The organism is Amycolatopsis panacis (assembly GCF_003600245.1).
GTDB classification, from domain to species: Bacteria; Actinomycetota; Actinomycetes; order Mycobacteriales; family Pseudonocardiaceae; genus Amycolatopsis; species Amycolatopsis sulphurea.
Genome location: NZ_QZFV01000076.1, coordinates 121,677 through 134,944, shown reverse-complemented (window position 1 = coordinate 134,944; position 13,268 = coordinate 121,677). Strand labels below are relative to the sequence as shown.

Genomic DNA, 13,268 nt, shown 5'->3' with positions numbered 1-13,268 from the left:
CCATCCTCGGCCGCGGTAGTCAGGTCCAGCTGTGCGGCGCCTGTGCGTTTCCTGTGTACCGGTGCACAGGACCCACCCACGCTGGGCACAGCGTCCCCACAGCGGCCCCGGCAACGCTGAATTCCGACAGCGCGGACGACCCGGAGGAAAGCATGACGACCGATCCAGCACAGGGCGCCACGTGGGGCGAACCACCTGCTCCCGGTACCCCTCCTGGCAAAACGTGGTCGGGCCGCAAGACCGCGATCGCGGCGGGCGTCGCGGTGGTGATCGCGGCCGGTGGGGGGATCGCGATCTGGGCGGGCACCAGCTCGAACGACGCGTCCGCGCAGCAGCGCGGCCCGGGTGGACAGGGTGGCCCCGGCGGGATGATGGGTCCCGGCGGTTTCGGCGGAGCGGGCGGGATGAGCGCGCTGCGCGGCGCACTGCACGGCGACTTCGTAGTGGCCGGGCAGAACGGCAGCTACGTCACCGAGCGGTTGCAGACCGGGACCGTCTCCGAGCTGAGCGCCACTTCCGTCACGCTGACCAGCAAGGACGGCTACAAGCAGACCTACACCCTGAACTCGGACACGGAGAAATCCGGCAATCCGCAGGACGGCCGGAGCAGCACCGTGATCGCCAAGGTCGAAGGCGGTACGGCGACCGCGATCTCCTTCGGCCAGGAGCAGAGCTTCGGTCCAGGCCGGGCTGGCCCTCGCCCCTACCGCGGCTGAAAGGCTGTGAAGGGTCCCTTCACAGCCGCTGCGTCCGTGAAGGGTCCCTTCACAGCCCTACTTCGAGCAGCTGATCGGCCGGCTGGCCGACTTCGCCGGGCTGTAGCGCAAGGTAGGTTGCCGGTGGAGGTGGTTCGCCGTGACGGGATGGGCCGGACGGGTTGGCAGGATCCGGGTGATCGGCACCGGGGTGATGGGCCGGGGCATCGTGCAGCTCGCCGCGGCGGGCGGCACGGTCGTGGAACTCGCGGACGCGGCGGAAGGCGCGGTGGGCGAGGCGATCGGCTACGTCGGCGGGATGCTCGACCGGCTCGCCGCGAAGGGCAAGCTGACCGGGGAACAGGCCCGTGCGGCGAAGGAGCGGCTGGTCCCGGTCGCTGATCCGCTGGCCCCCGCGGAGGGGGTGGATCTCGTGCTGGAAGCGGTGCGGGAGGACCTGGAGATCAAGCGCGGGCTGTTCGCCGGGCTCGAACGGGTCTGCGGCGCGGAAACGATCTTCGCCACCAACACCAGTTCGCTGTCGGTCACCGAGATCGCCGCCGGGCTGGCGGATCCGGCGCGGCTGATCGGCCTGCACTTCTTCAACCCGGTGCCGTTGATGCGGCTGGTCGAGGTGGTGCCCGGGGCGCGCACCGCGCCGTGGCTGCCCGCCGAGGCGCTCGAACTCGTCCGGCGCTGGGGCCACGAACCGGTGCTGGCCAAGGACGCACCCGGTTTCCTGGTCAACCACGCCGGACGCGGGCTGACCACCGAGGCACTGCAGATCCTGTCCGAGGCACTGGCCGAGCCCGCCGAGGTCGACCGCATCGCGCGGGATGTGCTGGGGCTGCGGCTCGGCCCGTTCGAACTGCTCGACCTGACCGGATTGGACGTTTCGCACGCGGTGCTGGAAAGCATCTGGAGCGGCTTCCACGCCGAGCCACGGCTGCGCCCGTCCTGGCTGACCCGCCCGCGGGTGGCCGCCGGGCTGTACGGCCGCAAGACCGGCGAGGGCTTCTACCGTTATCCCGACGGCAAACAGGAAGTCCCGCCGGAGCCGCCCGCCCCACCGTTGCCGGACATCCCCGTCTACACCGCCGACGAACGCCTCGCCCGGATGCTCTCCTCCGCCGGCGTTCAGATCGTGCCGGAGGCCTACCCGGACGCCGCGCTACTGGTCCCGTTGCGCGGAGAGTCCACTGTGGAAGCTGCCCGGCAGGCGGAGCTGCCCTCGGACCGAGTGTCCGGAGTGGACGCACTGAGCTACGACAAGCGGTTCACCCTGTCCGTCCATCCCGGACTGGACCCGGTCTTCGGCAAAGCGGCGTGGGGCGCGCTGGCCGCGACGGGAATTGCCGTCACGGTCGTGCGGGACGGCCCGGCTCCGATCGCCCAGCGGCTACTCGCCTCGATCGTCAACACCGCGTGCTACCTGGCCGACCAGGAACTGGCCAGCCCCGCCGACATCGACACCGCCGTCCGCCTCGGCCTCGGCTACCCCCGTGGCCCGCTGGAATGGGGCGAAACCCTTGGTGCGGAAAAGGTATTGCGCATCCTGACCGGCCTCCGGCAGGCCACCGGCGACCCGCGGTACCGGCCGAGCGGCTGGCTCACCGCACGGGTCGCGCTCGGGCTGCCGCTGACCACCATCGGAACCCGCCCGGCCGAGCTGCGCTGAGCCGGGCGGTTCGGTGCCGACAGCCGCGAACCGGGCAAGAAATTCCCCGGCTGCGCCTATCTTCAAAAAGTTGACCACTCATCCCCAGTATTATCCCCCAGTGAAGTCCCGATATCGGATCGGGACTCACCTCACCCCAGCAAAGCCACTACGCGATCACCAGCGGTGATCCACTGCCCGTCCACCCAGATAAGTAATGTAACCGCCCTGGAAATCGCTCCGGAACCCGCCGCTGATCGTGTATTCATCCGAAGTCGGCAGGCCCAGGTAGGACTTCTCCCAGCCCATCGCGGCCCAGCGTTTCCGAATCTCGCCCTTCACCAGGTGCGCCCTGGTGCTCGCACTCCAATAGAGCGACGCATTGCCGGTGAAATGGTTGTACCGGCCGATCCCGTTGGGCGTCACCGATTCGTCCGTCGTCGGGTAACCGATACTGCGTTCCCAGCCGAGCGAAGCCCATTTCTGCCGGATCTCACCGCCGATCTGGTGCGCCCCGCTCGCCGGAGTGAAATAGATCGAATGCCCGCCGCTGAAGTGGTTGTACCGGCCGACGCCATCCGGGGTACCCGACTCGTCGGTGGTCGGATACCCCAGGCTGCGCTCCCAACCGAGCGCAGCCCACTTCTGCCGGATCAGGCCGTGGATCGAATGGGCCCCGGTCGACGGGGTCCAGTAGATCGACGCGGTCTGCGAAGCCGGGGTGCCGAGCAGGTGGTTGAACCTGCCGACACCGTCCGGCGTCGCTGTCTCATCAGTGGTCGGCGGGCCGTATGTCCGATGCCCGCCGGCCGCAAGGTAGTCGGCGAGAATGTCGCCACCTATCTGGTGCACGCCGGTCTGCCCGGACCAGTACAGTCTTCCGCTCCCGTACGACCGGTAATGCAGCGGACCGTCCACGACCTCGGGGCCGCTCGGTGTACCAAGCTTGGTACGCAACGCCGGTTCGCTGTCATACCGCTGGTCGATCGGGGTGCTGTAGTTCGCGGTGAGCGTGGTGTCGCCCGCGCCGACCTTGATCGACCACGAGGTGGTGGACGGCCCGTCCTGCCAGCCGGTGAACTTCGACGCGCCGTCGGTGCCCAGCGGCGCCGCGGTCACGTCGAAGGTCGCACCTTCGGTGACCATCGACGTGCTGACCCCGCCCTCGCTGGGAATGCTCAGCGCAGCCGGCTGAGTGCTGTTCAGGGTGAGCCGGTGCCGTCTCGGCATCGCCACATAGGACTGTGACGCCCGCACACCGGCGCTGTCGGTCACGGTCGCGGTGAACTCCATCCGCGAGTCCGTGTGATCGGTGAACGGCACGGTGAACTCCGGCCCCGTCCCGCCCTCCGCCGGATGCACGTGGCACGCGCCGACCTCCGGACAGTGCCGGATGAACGAGGTCCAGGTGACCGGCAGCACGCCGTCCTCGGCATCGGTCGCCTTGGCGGACAGGGTGACCTGCTCGCCGACCGCGAACTCCTGGTCCGGTGTGGACAGCGTCAGCTCCGGTGAGTGATTGCCCGGCACGACGGCGACCGTGGTGGTCCCCTTCGCGCCGAGCGGATCGGTGACGGTGAGCGTGGCGGTGAACGAGGTCCCTTCGCCGTACTGGTGACTCGTCTTCACCCCGGTGCCGGCGCTGCCGTCACCGAAGTCCCAGGCGTAGCTGAGTGAATCACCGTCGTTGTCGGTGGAACCACTGGCGTCGAAGGAGACCGTCCGGGTGGCCGGGTCCGTTGTGGACGTCGCCGAAGCGACCGGCGCGGAGTTCCCGGTCGAGTAGGTCAACCGGCGCAGCAGACCCGAGTTGAGATCGCTGAACACGATGTCCCCGTTCGGCGCCGAGGAAATCCGGGTCACCCCGCCGATGTTCTGCAACGGCGCGGGGCTGCTCGGCGTCCGGGTGAGCTTGCGCTGCTCGTCGTACCGCGCGGTCCAGATCTTTCGGCCCGCATAGTCGCCGAAGAAGAAGGCGCCCTGGTACTCGGCGGGGTAGCTGCTCCCGGCGTAGACGATTCCGGCGGTCACGCTGTTGCCCTGCGCGGGGCCCGTGCCGTGCTGGTACTCCCACAACGGCGGCGTGTTCACCGCGGAGGCGCACCGCGCGTCGGCCGAATAGCCGGGTGTGGGGTGGTTGCCCTCGAAGCACGGCCAGGCGCCGTTCGCGCCGGGCTGCACCACGTCGAGTTCCTCCCAGGTGTACCACCCGACGTCACCGACCACCGGCAGCCCGCTCTTGGGGTCGAGGGTGAACCGGAACGGGTTGCGGAACCCGCTGGCGAACACCCTGCTGCGGTTGCTTTCCGGCGCCGACGCGTTGTAGTACGGGTTCCCCGGCAGGCCCTTGCCGTCCGGGGTCATGTGCAGGATCTTGCCGAACGGCGAGTCCAGGTCCTGCGCGACGAACGCGACCGGATTGGTCTTCCCCGCGTCCCCGTTGTCGCCGATGCTGTACCAGAGCGTGCCGTCCGGCGCGGGGTAGACGGTGTCGATGCCGTGGATGTAGTACGCGCTGCCGGGCAGTTCGAGGAGCACCTTCTCCCCGGTGAGACCGTTCGGGTGCCCCACGCCGTCGAAGGTCACCGTGAACCGGGAGGCGCGCTGGACGTACTTGCCCGAGCCCTGGCTGACCGACCGGTTGAGGTAGATCTCATGCGAGGTTTCGTAGTCCTGCGCCAGCGCGACGCTGGTGAGGCCAACGTCCCCTTGGGACTCGACCTGGAAGTTCGCGATCCGTACCGGACCGTTGCCGTCCGCCGGGACCCAGTTGACCGCACCGGACTTGCCCAGCGCGAGCACGCTGTCGTCCGGCAGCCAGGCGAAATCGGTGAACTGGTAATTCCCCAAACCGGTCGGCATGTCTCTGAGCACGAAGCCGCTCGGCAGCACCGGTGCATCGACAGCCGACGCGGGCGCGGCGGTGACGACGGGGAGGAACGCCGCGGCCAACGCGGCCACGAGCACGGAACAGAATCTTCTCCAGGCCATTCGGGCCCCCTTTCTGGGCGATAAATGATCGCGCAGAAAGGCAGCATCGTTGCCTGTTTCAGCAGGTGTTTACCCGAACGTGATCCTGTTGTCAGGCTACGACCTGGACAACGTCACCCGTCCGGAGGGCGGTGAAAAACCGCTGCGAAGCGGTCGCGGACAGATGCACGCAACCGTGCGAGTAGGTCCGCAGGCTGCCGGTGTGGAAAGCATCGCCCGGATAGAAGAACACCGAGTTGGGCATTGGCGCATTGTCAAATTCCCGGCTGAGATGCAGCTTCTCCTTGGACAGCACGTGGAACGTGCCGACCGGAGTCGGGTTTCCCTTGCGGCCGGGGAGCATCGGCACCGGGCCGTAGCTGATCTTGCCGTCCTGCAACAGCCACGCCTGGTGCGCGGAGATGTCCACGCACGCGCTGGTACCCGAGGCCGCGGCGGCGTTCGCGCAGGGCACGTTCGCGACGCTGACCGGCTGGGGCTTCGGCTTGGGTTTCGGCTTGGCCGGGGTGCTCGTCGACGTGGTGCTGCTCGGCGCGCTCGTCGTGCTGCTCGGCGGGGTCGTGGTGGCGGAGGTCCCCGGGACGCTCGCGCCCGCGGCCGCCGCACCGTTTCCGGACGAGCCGGCCGCGCCACCCGAGCACGCGGCGAGCGCGAACCCGGCGGCCAACACCACCGCACCAGCGAGAAGCCTCTTCACTCCACTACCCCCAAGTCCGGGCGGGCCGCGCTTCATCACGTGCCCGATCACCCGTTTAGACGGATGTTCCCCCCGCAGGGTTACCAGGCAATGGTCACGATATGGCCTCCACCCACGGGTTGACCCGGAGTTCCACCCGCTGCCCGCCCTGGCGCCGATGCGAGCCCGGCCCAGGTGCACGAGGCTGAGCCAGTCCGATCCACATAGGAGTCTCGATGCACGTCAACCCGCTGTACGCGGTGCTCTACGTCGCCCTAGGGGTGCTCGTCATCTACCGCGTCGTCTACAAGGAACTGCGGGGCACCACGCTCACTCGCAAGAGCCTCGTCACCATACCGATCATTCTCGTTGCGGTCGGCGTGTTCACCTCCCTCGACGCACTGCGTACGGCGGACACGGACGAGCTGGTGCTGGTGGGCATCGACATCGTCGTACTCGCCGTCCTCGGCCTGCTTCGCAGCGCCTCGACCAAGCTCACGGCTGGCGGCGACACCACGTTCCAGAAGGGCTCCTGAGTCACCCTCGTGCTCTGGCTCGCGACCATCGGCGCCCGGGTCGCCTTCGTGTTCATCGGCGGTTCGTTCGGGGTCACCGGAGCACTGTCCTCGGCGTCGATCATGCTCACGCTCGGCGTCAGCATCGGCGCGCAGAACGCGCTCACCTACTACCGCATCCAGCAGCGCGGACTTCCCCTCGTCGCGGACGCCCCTCGGACGCTCGGATCCCGCCGCTAACCCGGGACTCGACCCACTATGCGTGCGTACATCCGGACTGGACTCGACACTGCCGCCGATTGCAGGAATCCAGGCAACGGCGGCAGTTCCCGTGCAAACGGCGCAAGTCGCGCGTACAACGCTTCGGCACCAGATGGACGGACCGCGGGGTCCTTCGCCAGGGTCTCGGCCAGCAGTGCGTTGAGTTCCCGACTGGCACCGACCACTGCGGACGGTGGCTCCTTTACTTGCTTCTCCAACACCGCGTACGCAGTCGGCCCGGTGAAGGCCGGACGGCCGGTGAGCATCTCGTGCAGCACGCAACCCAACGCGTACAGGTCGCTTCGCGGACCGACGTGTCCACGTTGGATCTGCTCCGGCGCCATGTACGACGGCGTCCCCAGCAGCTGTCCGGCGCGCGTGAAGCGAGCGACGTCGGCTTCACGCAACACAGCCAGCCCGAAGTCCATCACCTTCACGCTGCCGTCCGGACAGAGCATCAGGTTGGCCGGTTTGAGGTCACGATGGCACACAGCCCGTGTGTGGGCTGCTGCGAGCACCGCGGCTGCCTGCGCGGCAATTGCGGCCGCCCACGGCACCGGTAGCGGACCGTGCTCGGCCAGCAGGTCAGCCACCGTGACGCCTTCGACGAACTGCATGACCTGAAACAGCGGTCGTCATATGTACCGAAGTCGTACAGCGTGGGCGCGCCAGGATGGTCGAGCGTGGCGAGAATTCGCGCTTCGCGCGCGAAGCGCTCTTCGAGTTCTTCGTCGCCTCCTGGCAGCCTCAACAGCTTGATCGCGACGCGCCGACCGAGATGCCGGTCGTGCCCGCGGTGCACCGCGCCCATCCCGCCGCGGCCAAGCGGCAGGTCTTCGACCTCGTAACGATCCGCGATGAGCATCCGCCAAGCCCCCCTCACGGCGTCACCACGCTCACCCGCCACCGGGCTTCAGCCGTCCTTCGGCGAGCGCCGCAAAGCCTAACCGCACCAGGTCGCGGCCGATTTCCGCCGTCTGCCGCATCGACCGGTCGAAGTCGGCGAGGGCTCGGAAAGCAGCGCCATACGCACGCTGTGTGTCGAGCGGGTACCGCGGCACCTTCAACCGGCGCGCGTCGATCCGCGTGGACGCGCTGTACACGGGGAAATCCGCGGCACGCAGGCAGCCGGCGAGGAACTCGGGATCCAGCCGCTCCGGGTCGGCCCGGTAACAGGACAGGGCGGGCCCCAGCCGCACCGGCTGTCCACTGTGGACGACCACGGCTCCGGTGATCGAGGCGACGACATCCCCGTCGCGGGCGAACACGGCGCCTTCGTCGGGCCCGGCCCGTCCGGTCGGCTTGCTGCCCAGGAACACGTCGTCGGTGGTCAGCACCGGTTCGTCACCGTCGGAGACCCGCGAAGGAGCGTGCCGGATCCGCAACACGCCCGCTTTCACCAGCTCGCCGACCGTGGTGTGCGCGGGCTCGTCCGCGGCCGGCGCCAGCCGTGGCAGCTCAAGCCCGATCTGTTCGAAACGCCGGGATGCCGAAAGGAAGGCGTCCGCCGGATCGGCCCGGCGGACCCGTTGCGCCGGCGTCAGGTCCACGTCGTCGTCGAGCAGTTCGATGACCGGCACCCCGTTCGCCTCGGGATCGGCGAGGTACGCGCGCCACCGCTGATCGGCTTGGGCGGCAGGCGTTTCCGCGAGCAGCACCGTGGCCGGCGGCCGTTGACCGGGCTCGGGCCGCACGAGCACCCAGAGGTCGGCGCCGGGTGCGAGCGTGAGCACGGCCCGCAGGGCACCGGCGCGCAGGAGGTTGGCCCGGATCCGCTTACCACTGCGTCGGCCGGCCGCCGCGCCGGGCATCAGGATCGCCACCAGTCCGCCGGGCCGGACGTGCGCGAGGCAGTGCTGGACCCACGCCAGCTCCGGCTCGCCCCGAGATGGCAGGCCGTATTTCCACCGCTCGTCGCCGACCAGGTCTTCCTGGCCCCACCGGCGCTCGTTGAACGGCGGATCGCAAAGTACGACGTCCACCCGTCGCCCGGCGAAGGCGTCTTCGAGCAGTGCGTCTGCGGCGTGGACCTCCGCCGCCACGCCGCGCAGCCGCAGGCGGAGACCGGCGATGCGCGCGGTGTCCGAGTCGATGTCCTGCCCCTGTGCACGGGCCGCGCCGCTGGCGAGCAGCAGCGAACCGAAACCGCAGGCCGGGTCCAGCACGGAGGAGGGATCCGGACCGGCGAGGCGGGCCATCAGCTCGACGTACTCCGGCGGGGTCGGGGAAAGCCGGCGCGCGTGTGCCTCGAAGTAGCGTTCGCAGAGCTGCTCGAACGTCGAGGCCGCGCCTTCGCTCACGGCCAGCCTGCCGAGCATGGTGAGCAGCTCCGGGTCGTCGGGCTGTTCGGCGGGGTCGGCCAGATACGCGCCCGCCGCCGCGACGCGGGCGCCGAGCCCCAGGTCGTCGCCGAGTGCACGTAGCCGCTGCCAGGCCTGGTCGATCGGCGCCAGTTCGAACGGACGGCCGCGGCGGCGGAGCCAGTCCTGCACCTCCGGGAGCGAAAACCGTGGGCTGGACGCAGTGCCACCGACCGGACGAGGAAAATCGTCGTAACGCCGTCGCCAGTTGCTGACGGCGGCCCGGCGCACGCCTGCCAGGCGCGCTATGTCGGCCGCGCTCACCGCCGCGTCGTCTGCCATGGCCAGCACGATAGCCGATGACGGCGTCTTCCAGAATTTTTCTTGTTAACTCAGTCAACCAATGGTTTCATGGGACCCATGGCCACCGAGCAGACCCGGTTCATCCTGCGCCAAGCCGCGGGCTCGCACCCCGGGCGACGACGCAGCAACAACGAGGACTCCGTGTACGCCACCGGGCGGCTGCTCGCCGTGGCCGACGGTATCGGTGGCCAGCCGCACGGGGAAGTGGCCAGCGCAACCGCGGTCGAAGTGCTGGCTTCGCTGGACGCGGAGCTGCGTGCTCTCGACCTCTCTGCGCAAGACCTGAGCGCCGTTCTCGCCGGCGCCGTACAGCGCGTCGGCGCGCGCCTTGCCAAGGTGGCCGAGCAGAACCCGGCGACGCACGGCATGGGCACCACACTCACCGTGCTGCTGTTCGACGGCACCCACTTCGCCGCCGCACACGTCGGCGACTCGCGCGGCTATGTCCTGCGTGCCGGCGAACTGCGCCGCATCACCCGCGACCACACCCTCGTACAGGCCCTGGTCGAAGACGGCCGGATCACCGAAGAGGACGCCGTCGACCACCCGCGCCGCTCGCTGCTGATGAAGGCACTGCAAAGCACCGGCTGCGCGGAACCGGACGTCTGGGAGTTCACCCCGGAACCCGGCGACCGCTACCTGCTCTGCTCCGACGGCCTCACCGCAGGCGCGCCCGAACCGGCCATCCGGGACGTACTGGCCAGCGGCACCCCCGAGGAGACCGTCGCCAACCTGATCACCCTCGCCAACGACGGCGGCGGACCGGACAACATCACCATCGTGGTCGCCGACGTGGTCCAGGCCTTTGACTGAACGAGCCTGACCGGAGAACACGGGGCATGTGTGCCGACGGGATGGGTCGAGGTGGCAGCCGTACTGCCGCGGTGGGCAGCGCAGCGGGCGAGCGCTGGCAGAGCGGAGCGCGCCGGCATCCCGGCAACGGGGATCTCGGCAGGCTTCAGCGGCCACATCCGCGAGCACCGACAGCCCTTCGTTGGCCACACATCGACGCCCGGCGACGGATGCCCGCGGCCATCCGTCGCCGGCGCAGGTCGCCACCATCGCGACCGAGCACTGTTTCCCCAGTGCAGGACCACCTGCCGAGGGCCGGGACCCGTCCGGTATCCTTCTCCACGGAGGATTGGCCGAGCGGCCTAAGGCGCACGCTTGGAAAGCGTGTTGGGTTCACGCCCTCGCAGGTTCGAATCCTGTATCCTCCGCAGCTGTAATCAGCGGAAACGCCGGTCTCCCCAGACTCGGGGCGACCGGCGTTTCTCGTCCTAGTCTCATTTTTAGTCTCAGTTGGCCCGGTTAGGCCACCTTCGGCGTCTCGCCTCCCCTGTTGTCCGGTCGGGCCGGAGGTGCCCACAGGAGCCCGTTGACGCGGCGCGCGACGCCGCGGCGAATGCGGTCGGTGACGTGCTGGTATCGGGCCGCCAGGGCAGTGCTGGAGTACCCCGTGGTGGCCATCACGGGGTAGTCCGGGACTTCCAGGAGCAGCAGGACCGTGGCCGCGGTGTGCCGCGCATCGTGGAGTCGACGTTCCTCCACCCCCCGCTTCCTTCAGCAGAGCTTTCCAGTGGTGGTAGACGGTGTTCGGCACCAGTGCCTCACCTGTGGGCTTGGTGAAGATGTAGCCGGTTTCCACCCACAACTCCCGCTCCCGGTCCTGAGCTTCTGGGTGCCGCACGAGGAGCAGCGCGAGTTCCTTCGCAACCCGATCCACCGCTCGCGGGCCCCTGGACTTCGTGGGAGCCGTCTCCTTGCGCACCGAGACGCGCTGCGGGCAATGACCGGCGTTCCGCCCGCACGGTTCCGAACACCCGCTTGTACTTTGGCCGGAGCCGGTTCCGCCGCACCCCAATCTCCGGAGCATGGTTCTCGAAACAGTCAGGGCAGAACGCGGCCCCGTGTTCATCGCACGATCGGTCCCAACCGTCCCGGTTCACATCCGGACGCCGGAAGCCCCAGTACCTCACCCTGCCGAAGCCCAAGTGCAAGGGCGATCGCCCACCTGGCACTGTTCGTTTCTTGTTCGCGGTCTCCAGGATGCTTTGGACCTCGTCGACGTCGTAGGGCTCGACTTCCACGTCTTCGACCTTCGGGGCACGGACGACCCGCCGGCCATCCTCCAGGAAGCAGCCAAATACGGAACCAACACAGTGGAAGCTGTTGAGCAGGACCTAATTCCTGCCGAACTTGAGGCAGCAGACAAGGCTGTCGCAACACCCGGGGGCCTGGAGTCGGTTTACGCCGTCAGCGCTTCCGGAAGGAGCGTAGGAATCCTGAGCAGCAACTCTTCACAGGCGATCATTCACTACGGAGCTCATGCAATACCGTCTTTCACGTCCAAGGGGCAACTGAACGGGCAACCCGGCACGTCGTGCCGCGAACTCCCAGCGAACTCACAACTTCTCCCAACCTGGGAGTTCGTACAACTTCCACAGTCACACCCGCCAACACCACATCTAGACGCCAACCCCCACTGGCACCACAACAGCTAGTGCTAGCCTCACCGCAAACCCCACATCAGCAACTCCCAGGAGATCGCGCGGGGGCCTGGGAGCTCCCGCCCGTGACAAACCGCGACCCCTGGTGAACACCCACGTGCAGACTTGGAAAGTATGTCGGGTTCGCGCCCTCGCAGGTTCGAATCCTGTACCTTCTACCGCGCCAGGCGAACGTCGGTAGGCCCGGCTTCGGGACGACCAGCGTTCCCCGCATCAGCCGAGCACGCGCCGGTGAACGCGAACCGCCGCGAAAACCACTCGCCCGAGGCACCCCGCGACCCCATCGGCACTCACCGTGAGTCCACAACGGACAGTCCCCCGCCCGTCCGGCCACCCGCGGGCCGCAGGCACCGGACCAGCCAGAACCCCCGTGCCCGCAACGGGATCCCCGCCGGGCCACGGCAACCGCCCCGGCATCGCGCGGCCGGGCACCCGGCCCCAGCGGCAGGGGCTCGGGTCAGCCGAACGGCCGTACCCGCTAGGCTTCGCCGCAGACTCGTTCGTACCCCTTCGGAGAGGTTTCTCGGTGTCACGAATACCGGTTTGACCTGGCCGCGACGCAGCGCGCGTGCCTCCGAAACCCGCAGGTCACCAGGCTGGGACGCGGGCAGGGGGACCGGCGCGCGGCCGCCTGCGAGGCCCCGGACTCCCCGATCGCGTCCGGGGCCTCGTCGATTCTCCCGTTCTCACTTACTTACCGAAGACACCTGATCACGCTAAGTTTGTCGGTGGTCGTTCCCAGCCCACAACGCACCGGAGGAGTACCGTCCCCATGGCCGGAGTGGAAGAGATCCGCGCTGGTATCGCGCTCGCGAACGAAAAGGCGTCCGCGAGCATCGCCGCCCTCCAGCAGGCGGCGCAGGCTCTCGAAGAGGCCCAGCTGTCGCTCAACCAGGCAACACAGGGCAGCAGCCAGCACGAAGTCAACCAGGCGCACGGCCTGCTCGCCGAAGCGCTGCAAGGGATCACCGGCATGCAGAGCACCATCCAGGCCGGGATCTCGTCCGCCGACTCCTATTCGGCGCGGCTGTAACCCGATGCCGGGACTCGCCGAAATCCACCAGTTGCTCACCGCCGCGCTGGCGGGCCTCGGCGACGGGCGGGCGCACGCCGAACAGGCGCGTGCCCTGCTCGTCGACGCCCGGCGCGCGCTCGTCGACGCGCAGGCCAAGGCCGATCCATGGCTGCCGGTGCAACTGGCGCAGGCCGACGAGGGACTCGATCACGTGCTCACCCGACTGGCCGCCGCCGACGATCTGGTGGGCGGCTACCGGTCCCGTCTGTAGGAACGAGCAACGCC

Annotated in this window: 11 protein-coding genes, 1 tRNA gene and 1 pseudogene; 8 read left to right on the top strand and 5 right to left on the bottom strand. The window is 68.7% G+C overall.

Features of this window, described 5'->3' with window-relative positions:
* Positions 1 to 152 precede the first annotated feature (152 nt).
* A complete protein-coding gene (locus D5S19_RS12905; protein WP_120023587.1) occupies positions 153 to 716 on the top strand; it encodes a hypothetical protein in 564 nt (187 codons plus the stop codon).
* A gap of 139 nt (positions 717 to 855) precedes the next feature.
* Positions 856 to 2,373, top strand: a complete 1,518-nt coding sequence (locus tag D5S19_RS12900; RefSeq protein WP_120023586.1) for a 3-hydroxyacyl-CoA dehydrogenase — start codon at positions 856 to 858, stop codon at positions 2,371 to 2,373.
* 156 nt (positions 2,374 to 2,529) lie between these two features.
* Here the strand turns inward: D5S19_RS12900 and D5S19_RS12895 are convergent, their stop codons facing one another.
* Both D5S19_RS12895 and D5S19_RS12890 read right to left on the bottom strand, forming a co-directional pair.
* Positions 2,530 to 5,343: a PQQ-dependent sugar dehydrogenase gene (locus D5S19_RS12895; protein ID WP_120023585.1), complete on the bottom strand. Its 2,814-nt coding sequence runs from the start codon at positions 5,341 to 5,343 to the stop codon at positions 2,530 to 2,532.
* A gap of 91 nt (positions 5,344 to 5,434) precedes the next feature.
* Positions 5,435 to 6,040 carry a L,D-transpeptidase gene (locus tag D5S19_RS12890; protein WP_120023584.1) on the bottom strand — a complete coding sequence of 202 codons (606 nt, stop codon included), beginning with the start codon at positions 6,038 to 6,040 and terminating at the stop codon, positions 5,435 to 5,437.
* A gap of 215 nt (positions 6,041 to 6,255) precedes the next feature.
* Here D5S19_RS12890 and D5S19_RS33095 point away from each other — a divergent pair, with 215 nt between their 5' ends.
* Both D5S19_RS33095 and D5S19_RS33090 read left to right on the top strand, forming a co-directional pair.
* Positions 6,256 to 6,555: a hypothetical protein gene (locus D5S19_RS33095; protein WP_233573869.1), complete on the top strand. Its 300-nt coding sequence runs from the start codon at positions 6,256 to 6,258 to the stop codon at positions 6,553 to 6,555.
* 9 nt (positions 6,556 to 6,564) lie between these two features.
* Positions 6,565 to 6,774, top strand: a complete 210-nt coding sequence (locus D5S19_RS33090) for a hypothetical protein (protein ID WP_233573868.1) — start codon at positions 6,565 to 6,567, stop codon at positions 6,772 to 6,774.
* Here the strand turns inward: D5S19_RS33090 and D5S19_RS12880 are convergent.
* Together D5S19_RS12880 and D5S19_RS12875 are read right to left on the bottom strand one after the other, a co-directional pair.
* Positions 6,771 to 7,660, bottom strand: a pseudogene (locus D5S19_RS12880) (serine/threonine-protein kinase). The gene D5S19_RS33090 and the pseudogene D5S19_RS12880 sit on opposite strands and share 4 nt — an antisense overlap.
* A gap of 31 nt (positions 7,661 to 7,691) precedes the next feature.
* Entirely contained in the window at positions 7,692 to 9,437 is a 1,746-nt protein-coding gene (locus tag D5S19_RS12875; protein WP_120023583.1) for an HsdM family class I SAM-dependent methyltransferase, read from the bottom strand.
* Positions 9,438 to 9,515: 78 nt separating this feature from the next.
* Between D5S19_RS12875 and D5S19_RS12870 the strand changes: the two genes are divergently transcribed.
* Complete coding sequence (locus D5S19_RS12870) at positions 9,516 to 10,271, top strand: PP2C family protein-serine/threonine phosphatase (protein WP_120023582.1); 756 nt, start codon at positions 9,516 to 9,518, stop codon at positions 10,269 to 10,271.
* A gap of 322 nt (positions 10,272 to 10,593) precedes the next feature.
* Positions 10,594 to 10,678, top strand: a tRNA-Ser gene (locus D5S19_RS12865).
* Positions 10,679 to 10,769: 91 nt separating this feature from the next.
* On the opposite strand, the gene D5S19_RS32470 is transcribed toward D5S19_RS12865, so the two are convergent.
* Entirely contained in the window at positions 10,770 to 11,009 is a 240-nt protein-coding gene (locus tag D5S19_RS32470; RefSeq protein ID WP_233573867.1) for a hypothetical protein, read from the bottom strand.
* A gap of 1,731 nt (positions 11,010 to 12,740) precedes the next feature.
* On the opposite strand from D5S19_RS32470, the gene D5S19_RS12855 reads away from it, so the two are divergent.
* Positions 12,741 to 13,001, top strand: a complete 261-nt coding sequence (locus tag D5S19_RS12855) for a hypothetical protein (protein WP_098512721.1) — start codon at positions 12,741 to 12,743, stop codon at positions 12,999 to 13,001.
* Between the two features lie 4 nt (positions 13,002 to 13,005).
* Positions 13,006 to 13,254: a hypothetical protein gene (locus D5S19_RS12850; RefSeq protein WP_098512720.1), complete on the top strand. Its 249-nt coding sequence runs from the start codon at positions 13,006 to 13,008 to the stop codon at positions 13,252 to 13,254.
* The last annotated feature ends 14 nt before the right edge of the window (positions 13,255 to 13,268 follow it).

Coding starts and splice junctions, on each gene's coding strand:
- D5S19_RS12905 (WP_120023587.1), top strand. CDS start 153: ATGACGACCGATCCAGCACAGGGCGCCACGTGGGGCGAACCACCTGCT.
- D5S19_RS12895 (WP_120023585.1), bottom strand. CDS start 5,343: ATGGCCTGGAGAAGATTCTGTTCCGTGCTCGTGGCCGCGTTGGCCGCG.
- D5S19_RS33095 (WP_233573869.1), top strand. CDS start 6,256: ATGCACGTCAACCCGCTGTACGCGGTGCTCTACGTCGCCCTAGGGGTG.
- D5S19_RS12875 (WP_120023583.1), bottom strand. CDS start 9,437: ATGGCAGACGACGCGGCGGTGAGCGCGGCCGACATAGCGCGCCTGGCA.
- D5S19_RS12870 (WP_120023582.1), top strand. CDS start 9,516: ATGGCCACCGAGCAGACCCGGTTCATCCTGCGCCAAGCCGCGGGCTCG.
- D5S19_RS12855 (WP_098512721.1), top strand. CDS start 12,741: ATGGCCGGAGTGGAAGAGATCCGCGCTGGTATCGCGCTCGCGAACGAA.
- D5S19_RS12850 (WP_098512720.1), top strand. CDS start 13,006: ATGCCGGGACTCGCCGAAATCCACCAGTTGCTCACCGCCGCGCTGGCG.